The organism is Pseudobacteroides sp. (assembly GCF_036567765.1).
Taxonomy (GTDB): domain Bacteria; phylum Bacillota; class Clostridia; order Acetivibrionales; family DSM-2933; genus Pseudobacteroides.
The window spans coordinates 20,908-39,141 of sequence record NZ_DATCTU010000112.1; the positions used below are offsets into that span (position 1 = coordinate 20,908).

General features: G+C 37.7%; 17 protein-coding genes and 1 pseudogene. 14 read left to right on the forward strand and 4 right to left on the reverse strand.

Translation table 11 applies throughout. The annotated features are described in order from the left end of the window. Positions 1-15: 15 nt before the first annotated feature. Both VIO64_RS17860 and VIO64_RS17865 read left to right on the forward strand, forming a co-directional pair. Positions 16-762 carry a thiamine pyrophosphate-dependent enzyme gene (locus VIO64_RS17860; protein ID WP_331920752.1) on the forward strand — a complete coding sequence of 249 codons (747 nt, stop codon included), beginning with the start codon at positions 16-18 and terminating at the stop codon, positions 760-762. Positions 763-766: 4 nt separating this feature from the next. Further along, positions 767-1,300, forward strand: coding sequence for a 2-oxoacid:acceptor oxidoreductase family protein (locus VIO64_RS17865; protein ID WP_331920754.1), 534 nt, complete (start codon positions 767-769; stop codon positions 1,298-1,300). Positions 1,301-1,516: 216 nt separating this feature from the next. On the opposite strand, the gene VIO64_RS17870 is transcribed toward VIO64_RS17865, so the two are convergent. Continuing rightward, the gene (locus VIO64_RS17870; protein ID WP_331920756.1) at positions 1,517-3,607 is read right to left on the reverse strand and encodes a glutamine synthetase III; all 2,091 of its coding nucleotides are present in this window, start codon (positions 3,605-3,607) and stop codon (positions 1,517-1,519) included. Positions 3,608-3,979: 372 nt separating this feature from the next. On the opposite strand from VIO64_RS17870, the gene VIO64_RS17875 reads away from it, so the two are divergent. Then, positions 3,980-5,188: a transglutaminase-like domain-containing protein gene (locus VIO64_RS17875; RefSeq protein ID WP_331920758.1), complete on the forward strand. Its 1,209-nt coding sequence runs from the start codon at positions 3,980-3,982 to the stop codon at positions 5,186-5,188. A 43-nt stretch (positions 5,189-5,231) separates the two neighbouring features. Here VIO64_RS17875 and VIO64_RS17880 read toward each other — a convergent pair whose 3' ends face one another. Continuing rightward, positions 5,232-5,552 (reverse strand): YmaF family protein, encoded by a 321-nt coding sequence (locus tag VIO64_RS17880; RefSeq protein ID WP_331920760.1) that lies wholly within the window; start codon positions 5,550-5,552, stop codon positions 5,232-5,234. A 279-nt stretch (positions 5,553-5,831) separates the two neighbouring features. Between VIO64_RS17880 and typA the strand changes: the two genes are divergently transcribed. The 6 genes from typA to VIO64_RS17910 all read left to right on the forward strand — a co-directional run bounded on the left by typA (position 5,832) and on the right by VIO64_RS17910 (position 13,001). Further along, positions 5,832-7,655, forward strand: a complete 1,824-nt coding sequence (gene typA / locus VIO64_RS17885; protein WP_331920762.1) for a translational GTPase TypA — start codon at positions 5,832-5,834, stop codon at positions 7,653-7,655. Between the two features lie 34 nt (positions 7,656-7,689). Continuing rightward, positions 7,690-8,781 carry an endolytic transglycosylase MltG gene (gene mltG / locus VIO64_RS17890; protein WP_331920764.1) on the forward strand — a complete coding sequence of 364 codons (1,092 nt, stop codon included), beginning with the start codon at positions 7,690-7,692 and terminating at the stop codon, positions 8,779-8,781. Between the two features lie 97 nt (positions 8,782-8,878). Further along, the gene (locus tag VIO64_RS17895) at positions 8,879-9,517 is read left to right on the forward strand and encodes an O-methyltransferase (protein ID WP_331920766.1); all 639 of its coding nucleotides are present in this window, start codon (positions 8,879-8,881) and stop codon (positions 9,515-9,517) included. Positions 9,518-9,529: 12 nt separating this feature from the next. Further along, positions 9,530-10,753, forward strand: coding sequence for a U32 family peptidase (locus tag VIO64_RS17900; RefSeq protein WP_331920768.1), 1,224 nt, complete (start codon positions 9,530-9,532; stop codon positions 10,751-10,753). Between the two features lie 98 nt (positions 10,754-10,851). After that, positions 10,852-12,513: a peptidoglycan D,D-transpeptidase FtsI family protein gene (locus VIO64_RS17905; RefSeq protein ID WP_331920770.1), complete on the forward strand. Its 1,662-nt coding sequence runs from the start codon at positions 10,852-10,854 to the stop codon at positions 12,511-12,513. Between the two features lie 68 nt (positions 12,514-12,581). Continuing rightward, positions 12,582-13,001 carry a sigma-70 family RNA polymerase sigma factor gene (locus tag VIO64_RS17910; protein ID WP_333783868.1) on the forward strand — a complete coding sequence of 140 codons (420 nt, stop codon included), beginning with the start codon at positions 12,582-12,584 and terminating at the stop codon, positions 12,999-13,001. On the opposite strand, the gene VIO64_RS17915 is transcribed toward VIO64_RS17910, so the two are convergent. Then, positions 12,976-13,221, reverse strand: a complete 246-nt coding sequence (locus VIO64_RS17915; protein ID WP_331920774.1) for a hypothetical protein — start codon at positions 13,219-13,221, stop codon at positions 12,976-12,978. The two genes, VIO64_RS17910 and VIO64_RS17915, sit on opposite strands and share 26 nt — an antisense overlap. 258 nt (positions 13,222-13,479) lie before the next feature. Here VIO64_RS17915 and VIO64_RS17920 point away from each other — a divergent pair, with 258 nt between their 5' ends. From VIO64_RS17920 to VIO64_RS17935, 4 genes and pseudogenes are all read left to right on the forward strand, one after another. Next, the gene (locus VIO64_RS17920; RefSeq protein WP_331920776.1) at positions 13,480-14,571 is read left to right on the forward strand and encodes a Gfo/Idh/MocA family oxidoreductase; all 1,092 of its coding nucleotides are present in this window, start codon (positions 13,480-13,482) and stop codon (positions 14,569-14,571) included. 233 nt (positions 14,572-14,804) lie between these two features. After that, on the forward strand, positions 14,805-15,014 hold the full coding sequence (locus tag VIO64_RS17925; RefSeq protein ID WP_331920778.1) for a hypothetical protein: 210 nt from the start codon (positions 14,805-14,807) through the stop codon (positions 15,012-15,014). Positions 15,015-15,055: 41 nt separating this feature from the next. After that, positions 15,056-16,681 carry a recombinase family protein gene (locus VIO64_RS17930; RefSeq protein WP_331920780.1) on the forward strand — a complete coding sequence of 542 codons (1,626 nt, stop codon included), beginning with the start codon at positions 15,056-15,058 and terminating at the stop codon, positions 16,679-16,681. 24 nt (positions 16,682-16,705) lie between these two features. Next, a pseudogene (locus VIO64_RS17935) lies at positions 16,706-17,077 on the forward strand (sigma-70 family RNA polymerase sigma factor); the annotation flags it as partial. A 148-nt stretch (positions 17,078-17,225) separates the two neighbouring features. On the opposite strand, the gene VIO64_RS17940 reads toward VIO64_RS17935, so the two are convergent. After that, positions 17,226-17,537 (reverse strand): carbohydrate-binding protein, encoded by a 312-nt coding sequence (locus tag VIO64_RS17940; RefSeq protein ID WP_331920782.1) that lies wholly within the window; start codon positions 17,535-17,537, stop codon positions 17,226-17,228. A 164-nt stretch (positions 17,538-17,701) separates the two neighbouring features. Between VIO64_RS17940 and VIO64_RS17945 the strand changes: the two genes are divergently transcribed. Next, the gene (locus tag VIO64_RS17945; RefSeq protein ID WP_331920784.1) at positions 17,702-18,145 is read left to right on the forward strand and encodes a cell wall hydrolase; all 444 of its coding nucleotides are present in this window, start codon (positions 17,702-17,704) and stop codon (positions 18,143-18,145) included. The last annotated feature ends 89 nt before the right edge of the window (positions 18,146-18,234 follow it).

The following is an 18,234-nucleotide window of genomic DNA, read 5'->3' on the forward strand; positions in this document are numbered from 1 at the left end:
GGAGGGAAATTAAAGATGCCTAAAGTTTTTGAAAGGCCTCATGCATTAAAAGATGTTTCAATGCACTATTGCCCTGGATGTACTCACGGTATTGTTCACAGGCTTATTGCAGAAGTTATAGATGAGCTTCAGATAGAAGGTAAAACAGTTGGAATTTCGCCTGTTGGATGTACTTATAACAACTATGAGTATTTCAATTGCGATATGGTACAAGCAGCTCACGGAAGAGCTCCTGCTGTGGGAACAGGCGTTAAGAGAGCCAATCCGGACAATGTTGTCTTTACTTATCAGGGAGACGGCGATTTGGCGGCTATAGGTACCGCCGAAATAGTACATGCCGCTGCCAGAGGAGAAAAAATCACCACTATATTTGTGAATAATGCCATATATGGAATGACTTCCGGTCAAATGGCACCAACTACTCTTTTAAATCAGGTAACAATGACTACTCCTTTCGGAAGAAATTCAGAGAGTCACGGTTTCCCGATAAAAGTATGCGAAATGCTTTCAACTCTTGAAGGTGTAGTATATCTCGAAAGAGTAGCAGTAAATGATATTAAAAACATAAAGAACGCTAAACAGGCTATTAAAAAAGCCTTCCAGATACAGTTGGCAAATAAGGGTTTTTCACTTGTTGAGATCCTCTCAACCTGCCCTACAAACTGGGGATTAAATCCTATTGAGTCATTAAAATGGCTTCAGGACAACATGATGCCGCATTATCCTTTGGGTAATTTCAAGGGAAAGGATTTGGAGGTGTAGGACAGTGGTAAAACAGGAGATAATTATAGCAGGTTTTGGTGGACAGGGAATTTTATCTGCCGGAAGAGTTCTTGCTAATGCAGGAATGATAGAGAAAAAGAATGTTTCATGGCTTCCCTCATATGGACCGGAAATGAGAGGGGGAACTGCCAACTGCAGTGTGGTAATTTCCGACGAACCGGTGGCTTCACCGATATTGAACAGTGCTACAGCACTTATCGTTATGAATGGTCCTTCCCTTTCCAAATTTGAGAACACAGTTGTAGAGGGCGGAGTTATTATAATAGACAGTTCTTTAGTTGATGCTGAGGTGAAAAGAAAGGATGTCCAGGTTTACAGGATCCCTGCCAGCAAAATGGCTGACGAAATGGGCAATGTAACCTATGCCAACATAATACTTTTAGGAAAACTTATAGCTCATACGGAAATTATTTCAACAGAGAGCTTTGAGGAGTCTTTAAAGAAGGTTTTACCATCTAAAAAGCATCATATGATACCGGAGGAAATGAAAGCTCTAAAAAATGGTATAAATTTTTAATCAAATTTAAAGGGTTAATTACTACTAATATATTAAATGCTAAAAGGGGTACTGCAAGAAGTCTTGCAATACCCCTTTTAGAGTAATGTGCACCACTATATTAAAAGTGGATAAACCTATTACCTTTGTCTGTCGCAAATCCTGTTGAACCGTTCGTTATTGCTTCGCCAAATGTAAGATTAGTAACACTTTTAATATAGGTAGGGAATTTTTCGATTATATGTTAAAAAGTAAATCACTGTATGTTGGTATCGGCCACAAGTCGGCATCAACCAATGTTTCGAGTTTATCGGCATCGGCTCTTACAGCAGCCATCTGTGTAAATACTGTGTCTCTGTAGAAGCATGCTTGCTTGAATGAATCGCCATGCATAGAGGCAGCTTTTTCAGTAACATCTTGAAGTATCTTTATATTCTTCTTCAAGGAAGCCAATAATGAAGAAACTTCAGTAAGTAATTCTGTCTGAGCCGAAACATCAGCCTGAATACCTGTATTCTTAATAGCAGATATTGAGCTGGCAAGGTCGGTTGTGTAAGCAATAACTGCAGGTACAATCTGACGGTTAACCATTTCAAGTGCTGTTAAGGCTTCTATATTAATAGTTTTGATATAGTTCTCAAGGTTGATTTCGTAACGTGATTCACATTCGGTTTTGCTAAGTACTCCATGCTTGCTTAATACTGATATATTCTTTTCAGAAATAAGTGCAGGAATAGCAGCAACTGTTGAACGGATATTTGGAAGATCTCTCTTTTCAGCTTCGGCAACCCATTCATCAGAGTACCCGTTACCGTTAAAGATAACTCTCTTGTGATTCTTGACCATTTCCTGAAGCAATGCCTGAACATCCTTATTAAGGTCATTTGAACCTTCAAGTCTGTCTGCTACCTGGCTCAATACTTCAGCTACAATGGTATTTAATACGAAGTTGGCACCTGCTATAGATTGTGATGAACCAACCATTCTGAATTCAAATTTGTTACCTGTGAACGCAAACGGTGAAGTTCTGTTTCTGTCTGTTGTATCTTTAGGAAGAGGAGGGAGAGTTGTAACACCAACTGTTAATTCTCCGCCGGACTTTGAACTTTTTGCTCCACCATTTTCGATTTGATCAAGTATATCTGTAAGCTGTTCTCCAAGGAATATTGAAATTATGGCAGGCGGTGCTTCATTTGCTCCCAAACGATGGTCATTTCCAGGGCTTGCAGCTGAAAGTCTCAATAAATCAGCATATTCGTCAACTGCTCTAATTACTGAGCAAAGGAATAACAAAAACTGTGCATTGTCATGGGGAGTGCTGCCAGGCTCTAGGAGGTTCTGGCCGTCGTTTGTAGCCATTGACCAGTTGTTGTGTTTACCTGAACCGTTAACGCCTGCGAATGGCTTTTCGTGCTGCAAGCATACCAGACCATGCCTTAATGCTACTTTTTTCATAAGATCCATCGTAAGCTGATTGTGGTCGGTCGCTATGTTTGTAGTTGAGAATATCGGAGCCAATTCATGCTGAGCAGGAGCAACTTCGTTGTGCTTGGTTTTTGCAGAAATCCCAAGTGCCCACAATTCCTCATCCAACTCTTTCATGTACTCGGAGACTCTTTCCTTTAATGTTCCGAAGTAATGATCTTCCATTTCCTGACCTTTAGGAGGCATGGAACCGAAAAGTGTACGGCCTGTGAATATAAGGTCCTTACGTGCATCGTATAAACTTTTATCTACAAGGAAATACTCCTGTTCAGGACCAACTGTAGTTATAATGTTTTTAGCTGTTGTATTTCCAAAGATTTTTAATATACGCATTGCCTGTTTGTTAAGAGCTTCCATTGAGCGGAGCAAAGGAGTTTTCTTATCCAATGCCTCTCCAGTATATGAACAAAATGCTGTTGGTATATATAAAGAGTCGTCTTTTATAAAAGCTGGTGAAGTACAATCCCAAGCAGTATATCCCCTAGCTTCAAATGTTGCTCTCAAGCCTCCGGATGGGAAAGATGAAGCATCGGGCTCACCTTTTATCAGTTCTTTTCCTGAAAACTCAAGGATTACCTTACCGTCTGAAGTAGGTGAAATGAATGAATCGTGCTTTTCTGCAGTAATTCCTGTCATTGGCTGGAACCAATGAGTAAAGTGGGTTGCACCGTTTTCTATAGCCCAATCCTTCATAGCACTTGCAACGACCTCAGCTACAGCAGGATCGAGAGGAAGACCTTCATCAATTGTCTTTTTCAAAGCTTTATATGTTGCTTTAGGAAGACGTTCTCTCATAGTTGCATCATTAAATACTTTAGAACCGAAAATTTCTGATGGAATCATTTTGTTATCCCCTTTCTAATTATACAAGAAATCATAATATACTTAAGAGCAAAATAAAAAGAGCGAATTAAAGTAATTCAAAACGCCCTTGTTTACTCCATGACTAAGCTTCAATAAATAATTGACCTCTTTGCCTATTATCGTGTGAAGACTATTAATTGCTATTAAATTAAACTCAATTTAAATAATACCGCTTTTTTAATTAAAATGCAAGATAAAAATTTTGATCATATACAAAAAACATATAATAGTAGTATTATATAATTATGAGCCATAAGTGGTTCACCAATTTGCTGTTGGAGTAAAAACAATATTTAATTGTCCAGTGCATGCCGCTGCCATTATATAAACTTACGGAACGGAGATTTATAGATGGATATTAATTTTGTAACAATTGCATTTGTAATAATATTTTTTTTGCCAATTATATCAGGTGCGTTAAGGCCTTTTACTAGGGAGCGGATTTATCACTCATTAGAATCCCTTTTTGAAAATATTGAGCTCATTCTTTTATTGATTGTATCAATATACTTGACAAAAACAATATATTTTGAACACGGTGACGGCGTGCTTTTCGATATATATCAGATGATACCGGAGGGCTTTAAGAATATATTTAATGGAAGAGATATACTTGTGTATATTTTTAATGTTCCAATCATCCTTGCTGTTCTGCTTATTTTAATGTGGCCTATAAAGGAATTAATTTACAGATTTTTAATTGCACCTACTTCAGAAGCTCTCTATGAAGGAATTAATCCATTGGGTAAGGGTATAAAAATCCTGTTAGGAGGTATTGTCCAGATTCCTAGGTCAATTCTGGTTATTCTTATCATGGGGCTATTACTTAATTTTTTCAATTACTATTACCAGTATCCCCAGCTTTCCAATCTCATGAAGGATTCTACAGCCTACAACTTTATTTATAATAAAGGCCTTACACCGATTCTTGATTCAGGTATTGCGAAAAAGATACCAGTGCTTTTAAATGATTCTTTTAGTAATTCAGGGAATGGAAATAATCTTGTACCTGACCTGAACGGTAATAAAGCAGGAATGCAGGAATTGGTCAAAAAAATAGCAGGACAAAATGTAAGGGTAATAGAGTATTTTAATGGGGTAACCCTGGATCAGGCTATTAAATCAAATAAAGATATTGATGGCACTGCAAGGGATATTACAAAAGACGCTAAAAGTGATTATGAAAAGGCACAGAAGATATATAAATGGATATCCGAAAACCTCAGCTATGACTATGATAAGGCGGAAAGGGTCAGTGTTAATCCTGCCGGGATAGAATCCGGTTCAATAATCGCGTTTAGAGCAAGAAATGGAATATGTTTTGATTATTCATGTCTGTATATTTCAATGTGCAGGGCAGTTGGGCTTAAGGTTCGATTGGTTACAGGGCTTGGGTACAGCGGTATCACCTGGGGAGATCATGCCTGGAATCAGGTGTTCTCAAAAGAAAAGAATAAGTGGATAAATGTGGACACTACATTCGGGACTATGGCAAATTACTTTGATAGGTCCAATTTTGATACAGACCATAAAAATCCAGAGGTTCAGGGCGAGTGGTAGCTTTAACAAGGGGATTTTCATACTGCCGACTAAAATACCCGGCTTATATGAATGCTCCCCTTAGTTTTGGATTGCTTTTGTAGGCTATTTCCTCAAAGGTATAGCCTAGTAATAGGTGCTCATGCATGTTATTTATTTCTAGAATATCCTCGATCTTATGAATATGGCCGTTGGAGGTCTTGATTGGAAATCCGGTGAATCCCGAGAAGTAATGTGTATGGTTGCTGTAGGAAGAAACACCGTAAAAAAAGTGTATATGGAATGAGTTGATTCCAAGCATACTCTCCGTATATCCTCTTATTCTATGTTTATGTCCTTTTGTAACTTTTGAATCTATTTTGTATTCATGTATATGAGGATTCATTTGTACCTCCATGTTAATACTTTGCTTAATGTCTTTGAGAATTTTTGTACCTTATTATATAATATTGTACAATTAATTTAAATTTATTATTAATATTTTTTGCCATGAAGAAGTTTGATCAATAAAAAGTGATTTTTTATGTACCTTGTTTCCTTTAAAATAATATGGTATAATTTCTTGCACGTAATTTATAAAAATATAGACTTGTATTAAACTACAATTATTTGGCATTTATAATATTAATATAATAGAAATTTGCCAAGATAGAAAGGGATTTTTGTGAATAGTTCTAGAGAAAATTTAAGAAATATTGCTATCATTGCACACGTTGACCATGGTAAGACTACGCTTGTTGATGTTATGTTAAGGCAGAGCGGTATATTCAGAGAGAATGAGCAGGTACAGGAAAGGGTTATGGACTCAAATGACCTTGAAAGGGAGAGAGGAATAACTATTCTTGCAAAGAATACTGCTGTTTGCTACAAGGATACAAAGATAAACATAGTGGACACGCCAGGCCACGCAGACTTCGGCGGTGAGGTTGAACGTATTTTAAAGATGGTTGATGGTGTATTGCTTCTTGTAGATGCATTTGACGGACCAATGCCCCAGACAAGATTTGTTTTAAGAAAGGCACTTCAGTTGAATTTAAAACCTATAGTGGTTATAAATAAGATAGACAGGCCTGAAGCAAGGCCCACAGAAGTTATTGATGAAGTTTTGGAATTGTTTATTGAGCTTGGAGCAGATGACGACCAACTGGAGTTTCCTATAGTATTTGCATCTTCAAGGGAAGGCTATGCAAAAACCAACATTGATGATGAAAACAGCAACTTAGAGCCCTTGTTTGAGACGATCATAGAAAATGTTCCATCGCCTCAAGGTTCTTCAGAAGAACCGCTGCAGCTTTTGGTATCAAGTATAGATTATGACGAGTATGTCGGAAGAATAGCCATCGGAAGGGTTGAAAGAGGGACCATTAAAGCCGGACAGCAGGCAGTTACCTGCAGGATTGACGGATCTCTTTTCAATATGAGAATAAGCAGACTTTACATGTTTGAAGGTTTAAGAAGGGTTGAAGCGGCTGAAGCCATGTTTGGTGATATCGTTGCGGTTTCAGGTGTGGGCGATATAACTATAGGTGAGACAATATGTGATGTTGATTGTCCGGAAGCCCTTCCTTTTATTGAGATAGACGAGCCTACCATAACCATGACATTTAGTGTTAATAACAGTCCCTTTGCAGGCCGTGAAGGCACATTTGTAACATCAAGGCACCTAAGGGACAGGCTCTTTAAAGAACTTGAGACCAATTTGAGCTTGAGGGTTGAAGAAACTGAATCGGCAGATTCTTTCAAGGTATCCGGAAGGGGTGAACTGCACCTTTCAATACTTATTGAGACAATGAGAAGGCAGGGATATGAGTTCCAGGTATCAAAACCAAAAGTAATTTTCAAAGAAATAGACGGTGTTGAGCATGAGCCTATCGAACACCTTACCATAGATGTGCCTGAGGATTTTATGGGTGTTGTTATGGAGAAGCTCGGTACCAGAAGGGCAGAAATGGTAAACATGCATTCACCCAATCAGGGATATATGAGGCTTGAGTTTAAGATCCCAGCAAGAGGGCTTATCGGATACAGATCTGAGTTTATGACTGACACAAAGGGAAATGGTATAATGAACCATATTTTCCATGGGCATGAGCCTTTTAAGGGTGAGATCTTTGGAAGACAAAGAGGATCAATTGTTGCATGGGAAGATGGTGAAGCTGTAACATACGGACTTTATAATGCCCAGGACAGAGGAACCTTATTTATTGATCCAGGTCTTAAGGTATATGAAGGGATGGTTGTCGGAGAAAATGCCAGGGCTGAGGATATAGTTATTAATGTTTGTAAAAAGAAGCATGTAACAAACATGAGGGCATCAGGATCCGACGAAGCGTTGAGGCTCACACCGCCACGCCAGATGAGTCTTGAGCAGTGCCTGGAATTTATTGCAGATGATGAGCTTGTTGAAATCACTCCAAAGAATATAAGAATCAGAAAGAGAATTCTTGACACTGAGATGAGGGCCAAATTTAAAAGTAAGCTAGGTTAATAAAAACATATTATTATGTAAAGTGGTGGTTGATTTGGGTAAATCAAAAAATACTAAAAAAAAGAATAGGCTCATAATAAGGTTTATAGTATTTATAGTTCTTATTTGTACATTTTTTATTAGTGCTGCGTTTTCATACAGGTATGTGTTGGAAAACCAGGATGATAATCTTGATAAACCATTGCCCGTTATTCCTGCAAGCAAAAGGATTGAGTTTGAAACCCCTAAGAATGCAACATCGGCTCAAATAATTGATAAGCTTGCAGAAGAAGGTATAATAACTAATACGTTCATGTTTAAAATGATATCAAAGATAAATGGATTTGACGGGACATACAAGTCAGGCACCCATATAATAAGCAAAGATCTGGATTATGATTCATTGATGAGGATTTTATCCAGCGATCCAGTTACTTCCAAGGTAATGATACCTGAAGGATACACATTCAATCAGGTGGCTGAAAAGCTTAGTAAGGATAAGCTTGTTGATAAAGCCAAATTTGCAAGTGTTGCATCAAATGAAAAGTATGATTTCAAATTTTTAAAAGATATACCAAAGAGAGAAAAGAAGCTGGAAGGTTATTTGTTCCCCGATACGTATATATTTGATGTTAAAAGCGGGGAGAAGGCCATAATAAACCGTATGCTTGCAAGATTTGACGAAATATTCAAACCGGAGTATTATGACAAGGCAAAGGCGTTGGGACTTACAGTTGATCAGGTTATTATACTTGCATCCATTATTGAGAGGGAAGCTAAGGAATATGAGGAGAGAAGGCTTATATCGGGGGTTTTCTATAACAGGCTGAAAAGCAAGAATCCGACACATAAAAAGCTTCAATCCTGTGCAACAATACAGTATATACTTCTAAACAATACAGGCCAGGTTAAAGCCAAACTGACAGATGAAGATACAAAGATAAACGATCCCTATAACACATATTTGTATGAAGGTCTGCCGCCAGGTCCCATATGCAACCCTGGGAAGGACTCCATAGAGGCAGCACTGGAGCCTGAAACCACAGATTACTATTACTTTGTATCTAAAGGTGATGGCACCCACGAGTTCTCTTCCACATTAAGCCAGCATCAGGCGGCAGTGAAAAAGTATGGTCTGTTTAATTAAAAATGGTTTACTGCCATAATAAAATTGGAAACACTTTCATTGTGAGGTCTAGTGCCTCACAATTTTTATAGAAATAAAACCGGAGAAATACATAATTATGATTATTTATGATTATATCAACGACTATATCAGGAATACTATTAAGGAAAATGACGGTGTCCTAAAAGAGCTTGAGATATTTGCGGAGGAAAACCATGTACCAATTATTCAGCCGGAGGTAGCAAAGCTGCTTTTGGTAACCGGTAAGATCTTAAAGCCTAAGAGAATACTTGAGGTTGGTACGGCTATCGGTTATTCTGCAATCATTCTTTCAAAGGTTTTGGAGGAGGGCGGAAAGATCGATACCATTGACAGGTATGAGCTCATGATAGAGCGTGCTAAAGGAAATATAAAAAGGGCAGGCCTTGATGGTACAGTTAATATCATTGTAGGAGATGCTGTAGAGGTACTTAGGTGCCTGGATAAAAAATATGACATGATTTTTTTGGATGCAGCAAAGGGACAGTATCCTGAGTTTTTGCCTGAATGTTTGAGGATGCTCAATAAAGGCGGGCTTCTGTTTTCCGATAATGTGCTGTACAAGGGAATGGTGGCAAACGACAAACTTGTTGTAAGGAGAAAAAAAACAATTGTAAAAAGGCTCAGAGACTTTCTAAGCACCATTTGTGAGAATGAAGAGCTTGATACAAGCATACTGCCGGTAGGTGACGGGGTTGCACTTAGTTATAAAAAGTAAGGAGATGGAAGCATGAATAAAGTAGAATTGCTGGCACCTGCAGGCAGCCTTGAAAAACTAAAGATGGCTGTGCTTTATGGTGCAGATGCTGTTTATATAGGGGGAGAGGAATTTGGTCTTCGGGCTTCTGCTGAAAATTTCAGCAGGGAAGAAATGATGGAAGGCATCAAATTTGCTCATGATAGGGGTAAAAAGGTATATCTTACCATGAATATAATTCCACACAATGAAGACTTGGCCAAAATGCCTGAGTTTATCAAAGAAGCGGCACAAATGGGTGTTGATGCGGTAATTCTATCTGATCCCGGTACCTTCTCCGTTGTGAAGGAAAATGCTCCGGATATGGAGGTTCACTTAAGCACTCAGGCAAATAACACCAATTGGATAAGTGCTAAGTTCTGGTATGACCAAGGGGTTAAAAGGATAATACTAGCAAGGGAGCTTTCGCTTTCTGAAATAGGGGAGATCCGCCAAAAATTACCTGATGACCTTGAACTTGAAATTTTTGTGCATGGGGCGATGTGTATATCATACTCAGGAAGATGCCTTCTTAGCAATTATATGACAGGCCGTGATTCCAACAAGGGCTATTGTGCACATCCATGCAGATGGAAATATCATCTTGTTGAAGAAAAACGACCTGGCGAGTATATGCCGGTTTATGAGAATGAAAGAGGAACCTTTATATACAACTCAAAGGACCTTTGCATGATAGAATATATTCCAGAGATTATAAAAACAGGAGTTTCCAGCCTTAAGATAGAGGGCCGCATGAAAAGCTCCTATTACGTTGCAACTATTGTAAAGGCCTACAGAGATGCTATTGATGCATTTTATGCTCTCAAGGAGAATTGCAGCTTTGATCCACTATGGTTGGAAGAGCTTTCAAAGGCAAGCCACAGGGAGTACTCCACAGGTTTTTATATGGGCAAACCTACCGGACAGGGACAGATTTATCACACAAGTTCATATATAAGGGAGTACGAATTTATAGGAATTGTTCTGGAGTATGACAAGAATACCGGTATAGCAAAAATAGAGCAGAGGAACAGAATGTTTGTCGGTGATGAGATAGAAGTGGTGAGACCTCAAGGAAAGTATTTTACACAGAAAATATCAGCTATGAAAGATGCGGATGGCAATGATATAGAGATAGCTCCTCACCCTCAGATGATCCTTTACATGCAAATGGAGGAGCCTGTGGAAGAGTTCACAATGCTGAGAAAAAAAGCTTAAGAAATGATTATGAATACACATCCTCTTTCCAGGTAAAAATAAGACAAAATCCAAGGATGTAAGTGGTTTTGTGAATATTATCAGGAGAGAGGATTTTTATGCCCGTAAATAGGAGATTCGGCTTAGTTGTCATTATTTTTACAATCATGTTTATATTACTTGCTGCAAGAATATCTTATATTCAGTTTTATCAAGGTAGAAGGCTGGATTCTGAAGCATCTGCACAAAGGATTTCTGCAGTTACCATCGAAAAGCCGAGGGGAAGTATTGTTGATAAAAACCTGATACCCTTTACCAACAGAATGGCGAAAAGTTCTCTTGTGCTAGAGCCCATACTTTTAAGAGGCAAGAATGACTTCATTGAAGGGTTGTCGGGAATACTAGGTGTTAATGGATATAAGTTAAAGGAAGAAATTGATAGTAAGAAGGCACCGATAATCATAGAAACTGATAAGGAAAAAGCAAATGAGGTGAAAAGCCTTAAAGGACCTGGTGTTTCTGTGCTAAATACCTTAAAAAGATACGGAAACTACTCATATCTCACACATGTTTTAGGATATCTTAATAAGGCCGATCAGGTGGGAGCGGCAGGCCTGGAAAAGTACTATGAAAACATACTAAAGGCTGAAGAGGAAAACTCTATCAGGGTTGTGACAAATGCAAATGATAACATATTACAGGGAATTGGGTGCAGGATTGTAAAAGCAAACGGAGATGAAAAAAAACTGAATATAAAGCTTACTGTGGACTATCATATCCAAAAGATAGTAGAAGGCACGATGGAAGAGTATGGGGTAAGCGGTGCTGTTGTAGTTGAAGATATCAATACAGGTGATATAATTGCAATGGCAAGTAACCCCGACTTCAATCAGAATGATGTGGGTAGCTACCTGCAAAGCCCCCAAAATGAGCTTTTTAACAGGGCAGTCGCGTCTTATAATATCGGTTCTGTTTTTAAAGTAGTGGCTGCAGCTGAGGCCATTGAATCGGGGATGCCTTTAAATGAAGACTATTTTTGTTCCGGAGTATTGAAGCTAGGAGACAGGGAATTTAGGTGCTCATCCTATGAAAAGGGGGGGCATGGACAAATTGGATTTACTGAGGCATTTGCCAACTCATGCAATTCATATTTTATCGAACTTGGAATAAAGCTAGGGCAAAAAAGGCTTCTCTCAATGGCAGAAAAGTTTGGCTTCGGTAAGGCAGCAGGAATTGGTGCCCAAGGGGTTGATGAAGCCAGCGGCAATATTCCCTCCATTAACGGCAGATATACCGACGGCGATTTAGCCAATATGTCTATTGGGCAGGGAGGGATAATGGCCACTCCGCTTCAGGTTGCGGATATGATGGCAACTGTTGCAAACGGAGGAATAAAAAATAAGGTAAACATAGTTGATTCAATTATTGATGAGAATGGCAAAGAGATCAAAAAAGTGCGTAAAACCGGCTGGGACAGGGTAATATCAAAAAAAACTGCCGATAAGCTCAATGAACTTATGGAAGCTACAGTTTCCTACGGAACTGGTACAAAAGCAAAACCAGAAGAGAATTTTATCGCATGCGGAAAAACCGGAAGTGCTGAAACGGGAGTATATTTAGATGGGGAAAAGGTTGTACACGGATGGTTTGCCGGATATTTTCCGGGAAATAATCCTAAATACGCTGTGGCGGTTTTTGTAGAAAACGGTAAAAGCGGAGGACAGGCAGCAGCACCTCTTTTTAAAGAAATTTCTGAAAAAATTTATAGATTGAAAAAATAAAATATGCACACATTTGATACCCCATATCATATATTTAAAGGGTAACCTATTTTTAGGAGGTGCCCTGCTTGTTGTCTGTATTACTTCCAATAGTGGCTAATACCCTAAATAGTGTAATTTTTTTAATAGGCTATGTATCAAATGGGAACTCTTTTCCACAACCACTATCTCATGAAGAGGAACTTGAATATCTGGTTAAATATAAGAATGGAAGTGAAGAGGCCAGAAATGTTCTCATCGAGAGAAACTTAAGGCTTGTTGCCCATATTGTAAAAAAATACAATTCTTCAGGTTATGATAGCGATGACCTTATTTCTATAGGAACAATAGGGCTCATCAAGGCTATTTCCACCTTTGACCAGACAAAAGGAGCACGTCTTGCAACGTATGCTGTACGTTGTATAGAAAATGCTATGCATATGCTCTGGAAACAAAAAAAGGGGGAAGCAATTGTTCCCGCCTTTAAGATTTCATGTTTACCGTTTTAACGCTGACTCCTTTTAGTGATTCAAGCTCTTTTGATAGACTATGGATTTTTTCCTCCCTGTCCCTGATGTTTAATGTTATAAGCCCATGGTCTTCCTCGCCGGGATCGTGTATTCCCACCCTTGATAATATGCTGTCCCCGAATTTGGTAAGTATCTCTTGAACCTTTGGGGCGGATTCGGTTCTTCTGTCAACTAAAATTCCCATAATAGTAAGACTCATCTATACATATCTCCATTTCTAAAAGTTTTTGAAACAATGGTCTTGCCTTTTAATTTTTAATGATATTTGCATAATCTTAAAATGTACAAGTTTGGCTTTAATTATACCTATCTAAATATCTTTTCAACAGTTGATACCGGGGCGACGAATAATAAAACTTCCGCTACAAATAATAAGAAACACAAATAGTAAGAAACACAAATAATAAGAAATGCAAATGAAAAGAAGAACCATATATTAAAAATCGGAGGTGCTTCCTTGAAAAAAATTAGATTAGGCGTAATAGGTACGGGATATGCTTGGGAAAGACTACACTATCCGGCACTTAGAGAGTTAAGTGATAAATATGAGATTGCAGCCCTTGTAAATCGTACAAAAAAAGATGCTGAACAATTTGCTGAAAAAATTAATCTTGATCTGAAAAATGTTTATGATGATTACAATGAAATGCTCAAAAGGGATGACATTGATGCAGTTGACATCCTGGTTCCTATTGATGAAAACTATGTTATATCTGAAGCAGTTGCAAAAGCAGGCAAGGACTTTATATGTGAGAAGCCAATGGCCCCAAATATGGACCAGGCTAAAAAGTATCTCGAACTGACAAAAAAGTTTAAGGTAAAAATAATGATAGCGGAAAACTTCAGGTACAATGAAGAAATCAATAAAATTAGGGATCTGGTATTGAGCGGAAAGATAGGCGATGTGACATACTTTATAAGAAATAACGTTAGCTGTTTTCCATGTGAGATGACAAAAGATACATTTGCAGCAACAGAGTGGAGGCAGCATCCAAATTATTACGGAGGTGCTTTTTTAGATGCTGCAATTCATGACCTTGCGGGTTTAAGGCATATATTTGGTGCAGTAGAATGTGTTCAGGCATTTGGAAAACCCCAGCAGGAAGATTATAGTCCTTTTGTTTCGATAAACACAAATATTTTGTTCAAAAACAATGTAATCGGCCAGTACACATATTTCCCTTCAGGTCTGGAGCCTCAAAAACCTATAATAGGTTTTAGGATATTCGGTTCCAAAGGTGAGATATACTTAGAAGAGAAAAGCTGTGGAATAATAAATGTGGCTTATAATGACAATACATCGGAACAAATTAAATATACACCTGAGAGAGGCTTTTACAATGAGCTGCTTAACTTCTACAATGCTTTAACGGGTATTGAAGAAATATCAGTTACGCCTGATGTGGAGTTTGGTGATGTGAAAATGGTATTTGATATTTTAGATTCCATAAATAAAAGGACTATAGTTTATGTGGATGCTGCAAAGAAGGAAGTAGAGTTCTTGCACCAAATGCCCGTGAGCAATCAGGCTCAAAAGTTTATTCAGTAATCAACTACTTAATAAGGGATTTTGATATATCTATAAAAATATAGCGGAAGCTTATTTTGATCATTACTTAGTAATGCCAAAATAAACTTCCGCTATATTTCGCTTACATGTTGACTTAGTTCGTCAACACACGCGTAGAAAGCGGAAGTAATATTTTGATCATTACTTAGTAAAGAGTACAAGTAAATATTGCATATACATTTCATAGATAGTAATGCAGAAGGGGGAGTCTGATGGCCAGGCCAAAGGATTCTTACATAATAGAAGTTCACTATCCGCAAAGCAAAGGGGAACTTATTGAATTAAGAAGGAGAATGGGAAAGGCATATATTGAGTTTATAAGTGATTATATACTTGGTCTGCCTATATGTGATGGAGAAAAAAATAAACTATACTTGAAAATAGTAAATGAGTTAAAAAATACTGGTAAAAAGGTTGTGTAAATTTTATATCTTAAAAATGATAATTGGATAAAGGATTGTTTATGATGAAGGCAGCTATATATTCTAGGAAAAGTAAATTTACAGGCAAAGGTGAGAGTGTTGAAAATCAGATTCAGCTTTGCAAGGAATATGCCATAAAATACTTAAACTTTGATGAAAGTAACTTTCTTATTTATGAGGATGAGGGGTTTTCAGGAGGAAATACCAAAAGGCCTGAATTTCAAAAGCTGTTGAAGGATGCAGGTACCAACCAATTTCAAGTTTTAATTTGCTACAGATTGGATCGTATCAGCAGAAACATATCTGATTTTTCACAACTTATCAATCATTTAAACAAACATAATGTAAATTTTGTATCTATAAGGGAGCAATTTGATACAGCTACCCCTATGGGCCGTGCAATGATGTATATAGCATCAGTCTTTGCTCAGCTTGAGAGAGAAACTATTGCAGAAAGAATCAGGGACAACATGATCCAATTGGCTAAAACCGGGAGATGGCTTGGGGGAATACCGCCTACAGGATATAAATCCGAGCCGGTTATTACGGTGGATAAAAATGGGAAGCAGCATAAAATGTTCAAGCTTGCACCAATTGAAGAAGAGATAAATATGATCAAGCTGATTTTTGATAAATACATAAGAATAAAGTCTATTTCAGGGGTTGAAAAATACCTGATAGAGCATAATATTTTAACTAAGAACGGGGTAAACTTTCATACCGGCTCCTTAAGACCTATTTTGTCAAACCCTGTATATGCCATAGCAGATAAAAATTTATATGAGTATTTATCAAAAAAGGATTATGATGTGTATTCGAATGCAGGGGAGTTTAACGGTGTTAATGGTTTGATTGCTTACAATAAAACCAGCCAACAAAATAAGGAGCATAAGGACAGATACAGAGACTGCAGTGAATGGATAGTTGCTGTAGGGCTGCATCATGGGATAATTCCGTCTCAAACATGGATAAAAGCCCAGGAGCTGCTTTTACAGAATAAATCCAAGAGCTTGCGCAAGGTAAAAAGCACCGAATCATTGCTTTCAGGAATTTTAAGATGTTCAAGCTGTGGAGGCTATATGAGGCCCAAAACAGTTCAAAGAAAAAATGAAAATGGTCAGCAGGTATTTTATTATATATGTGAGCTGAAAGAAAAGAGCAAGAGGATTAGATGTTCCATGCATAATATTAGCGGAAATACTTTAGATAGCTTGGTTTTAGATGAGCTAAAAAAAATAGCAGCAAAGGCTTTGCCTATATTTGAGGATATACAGGGAGGTAAAAAAGTAGTTTCATCTAATCAATCACCACTGCAGCTTGAGAAGGATGCACTTGAGAAAAGAATAGCTGAATTGGAATTGAGAATCCAAAATTTAGTTTTCGCCATATCTAAAGGACACAAAGAAGTTATAGACATACTTACAAAAAACGTGGAGAAATATACCAAGCAAAAGGAAAACCTACAAATCAAAATGTTGACTCTGGAAAACAAGGAAAGAGATAATGAGGATGGAAGGTATAATCCCGAGCTTACAGCTTACAGTCTGGGAAGCTTTAATGATAAAGCCTGGGAGCTTATGGATGTTGAGGACAAAAGAAAGATCATGCGAAGTGTTGTGGATAGAATAATATGGAATGGTGAAAAGCTGGATATGATTTTATATTAGTTTATTTGTTTCCGCACTAAAAGTATTGCAAATGAGATACTTATGCATATAAGATCAACCAAGAAAAATCAGAGCGAGGTTTCACTTCAGGATCCCATAGGAGTAGATAGAGAGGGCAATGAAATAACCCTAATCGATGTAATTGGTGATAATTCCGAGTCTGTTGTTGATGAAGTTGATCTCAAGATGCAGGTCGTAAGGCTGTATAACAAAATGAAAGCGGTATTAAAAAACAGGGAGAAAATAGTATTGGAACTCCGATACGGGCTTTTAAGCGGTGTAGGCAAAACTCAGCGTGAAGTAGCTTCTATGCTTGGTATATCCAGGTCATATGTATCGAGAATAGAGAAAAAGGCTATAAAAAAACTAAATAAAGAATTAAAAGTTGAGAATTGAAGATAATATACTTATTATCCCCAAAAGCACTGGTTAACCCTGCTTTTGGGGATGCTCATTTTGTTCATGTCTAAGAAATTATGGTGCATGCTGCACCACAATTTCCCACGACAACGACTAAGGTTGCAAAATCACAAGCGATTTTGTTCTATAGCCTTGATTGAACTTCAAAAGTGTAGTTTCTTCCGCCATTATTGTCCCAATTGTTTGCACAATCTTTAAATACCATTTTAAGAGGCTTGTCGTCTGATACGGGCAAACTTGCTTCAAACCCCTCTTCTGTTTTTTCCATTTTTATATCTTTAGTATTTTCCCAAGTATCTCCATAACCAACATGCATATAAACCGATTTGGCACCTGAGTTGCTTAATATTCCTTTGTAGGTTACAGATGCATTATCACCCTTGACAACAACATTTGGTTTAATCAGAACTCCATTCTCATAGTACAAGTTATACAAAATTATATCCCTCCAACTATTTATAGATTTAATAATACTCATTAAAAGTGATGAATTAAACTTCAATCATTCCTTAGTATTGGTTTCAAAAAAATAATTATTCTTTGTATCATAATGGTTGTTATGTAAATATAATATATAAAACACAGTTTAAGGTGATTAAGATGGCATATTCAGAAAGAGAGTTATTTGCAAGACTCATAAAATGTGAGGCTGGCGGTGAAGGTATTGACGGCATGAAAGCAGTTGCTTCTGTTGTTATGAATAGGGTACATGTAGCATACGGTGAGTATTTAAGGACCGGTCAGGGAAACTTAAGAAGGGTAATTGAACAGCCATACCAGTTTACATGCCTTATGCCGGAAGCATATGGAGAATATAATCCACAAACAGTCTGGTCCAATGAGCCTGAGCAGATTCATTATGACATTGCAGATTGGGCTCTTGCCGGTAATGTGCACTGGGGTGCCGGAGACTGTCTTTGGTATTATAATCCCTTTAGTGCTATATGCTCCGATTATTTCCCAGCCACAAGAACAGGGAGCTATTTTAACAGGGTCGGGGAACACTGCTTCTACTTACCGACTCCCCTATATGCAGAAACATAATATTTCTATTAAGAGCATTTTTAGTAATCTATGCTTTTGATTTATAAAAATTTCGAAAGAAAAATAAGAAATCTTAGAGTACCAAAATT

Excerpts from the sequence above, each read along its gene's own strand:
- VIO64_RS17860 (WP_331920752.1), top strand. The coding sequence starts at position 16 with ATGCCTAAAGTTTTTGAAAGGCCTCATGCATTAAAAGATGTTTCAATG.
- VIO64_RS17870 (WP_331920756.1), bottom strand. The coding sequence starts at position 3,607 with ATGATTCCATCAGAAATTTTCGGTTCTAAAGTATTTAATGATGCAACT.
- VIO64_RS17875 (WP_331920758.1), top strand. The coding sequence starts at position 3,980 with ATGGATATTAATTTTGTAACAATTGCATTTGTAATAATATTTTTTTTG.
- VIO64_RS17880 (WP_331920760.1), bottom strand. The coding sequence starts at position 5,552 with ATGAATCCTCATATACATGAATACAAAATAGATTCAAAAGTTACAAAA.
- VIO64_RS17895 (WP_331920766.1), top strand. The coding sequence starts at position 8,879 with ATGATTATTTATGATTATATCAACGACTATATCAGGAATACTATTAAG.
- VIO64_RS17900 (WP_331920768.1), top strand. The coding sequence starts at position 9,530 with ATGAATAAAGTAGAATTGCTGGCACCTGCAGGCAGCCTTGAAAAACTA.
- VIO64_RS17905 (WP_331920770.1), top strand. The coding sequence starts at position 10,852 with ATGCCCGTAAATAGGAGATTCGGCTTAGTTGTCATTATTTTTACAATC.
- VIO64_RS17915 (WP_331920774.1), bottom strand. The coding sequence starts at position 13,221 with ATGAGTCTTACTATTATGGGAATTTTAGTTGACAGAAGAACCGAATCC.
- VIO64_RS17925 (WP_331920778.1), top strand. The coding sequence starts at position 14,805 with ATGGCCAGGCCAAAGGATTCTTACATAATAGAAGTTCACTATCCGCAA.
- VIO64_RS17930 (WP_331920780.1), top strand. The coding sequence starts at position 15,056 with ATGATGAAGGCAGCTATATATTCTAGGAAAAGTAAATTTACAGGCAAA.
- VIO64_RS17945 (WP_331920784.1), top strand. The coding sequence starts at position 17,702 with ATGGCATATTCAGAAAGAGAGTTATTTGCAAGACTCATAAAATGTGAG.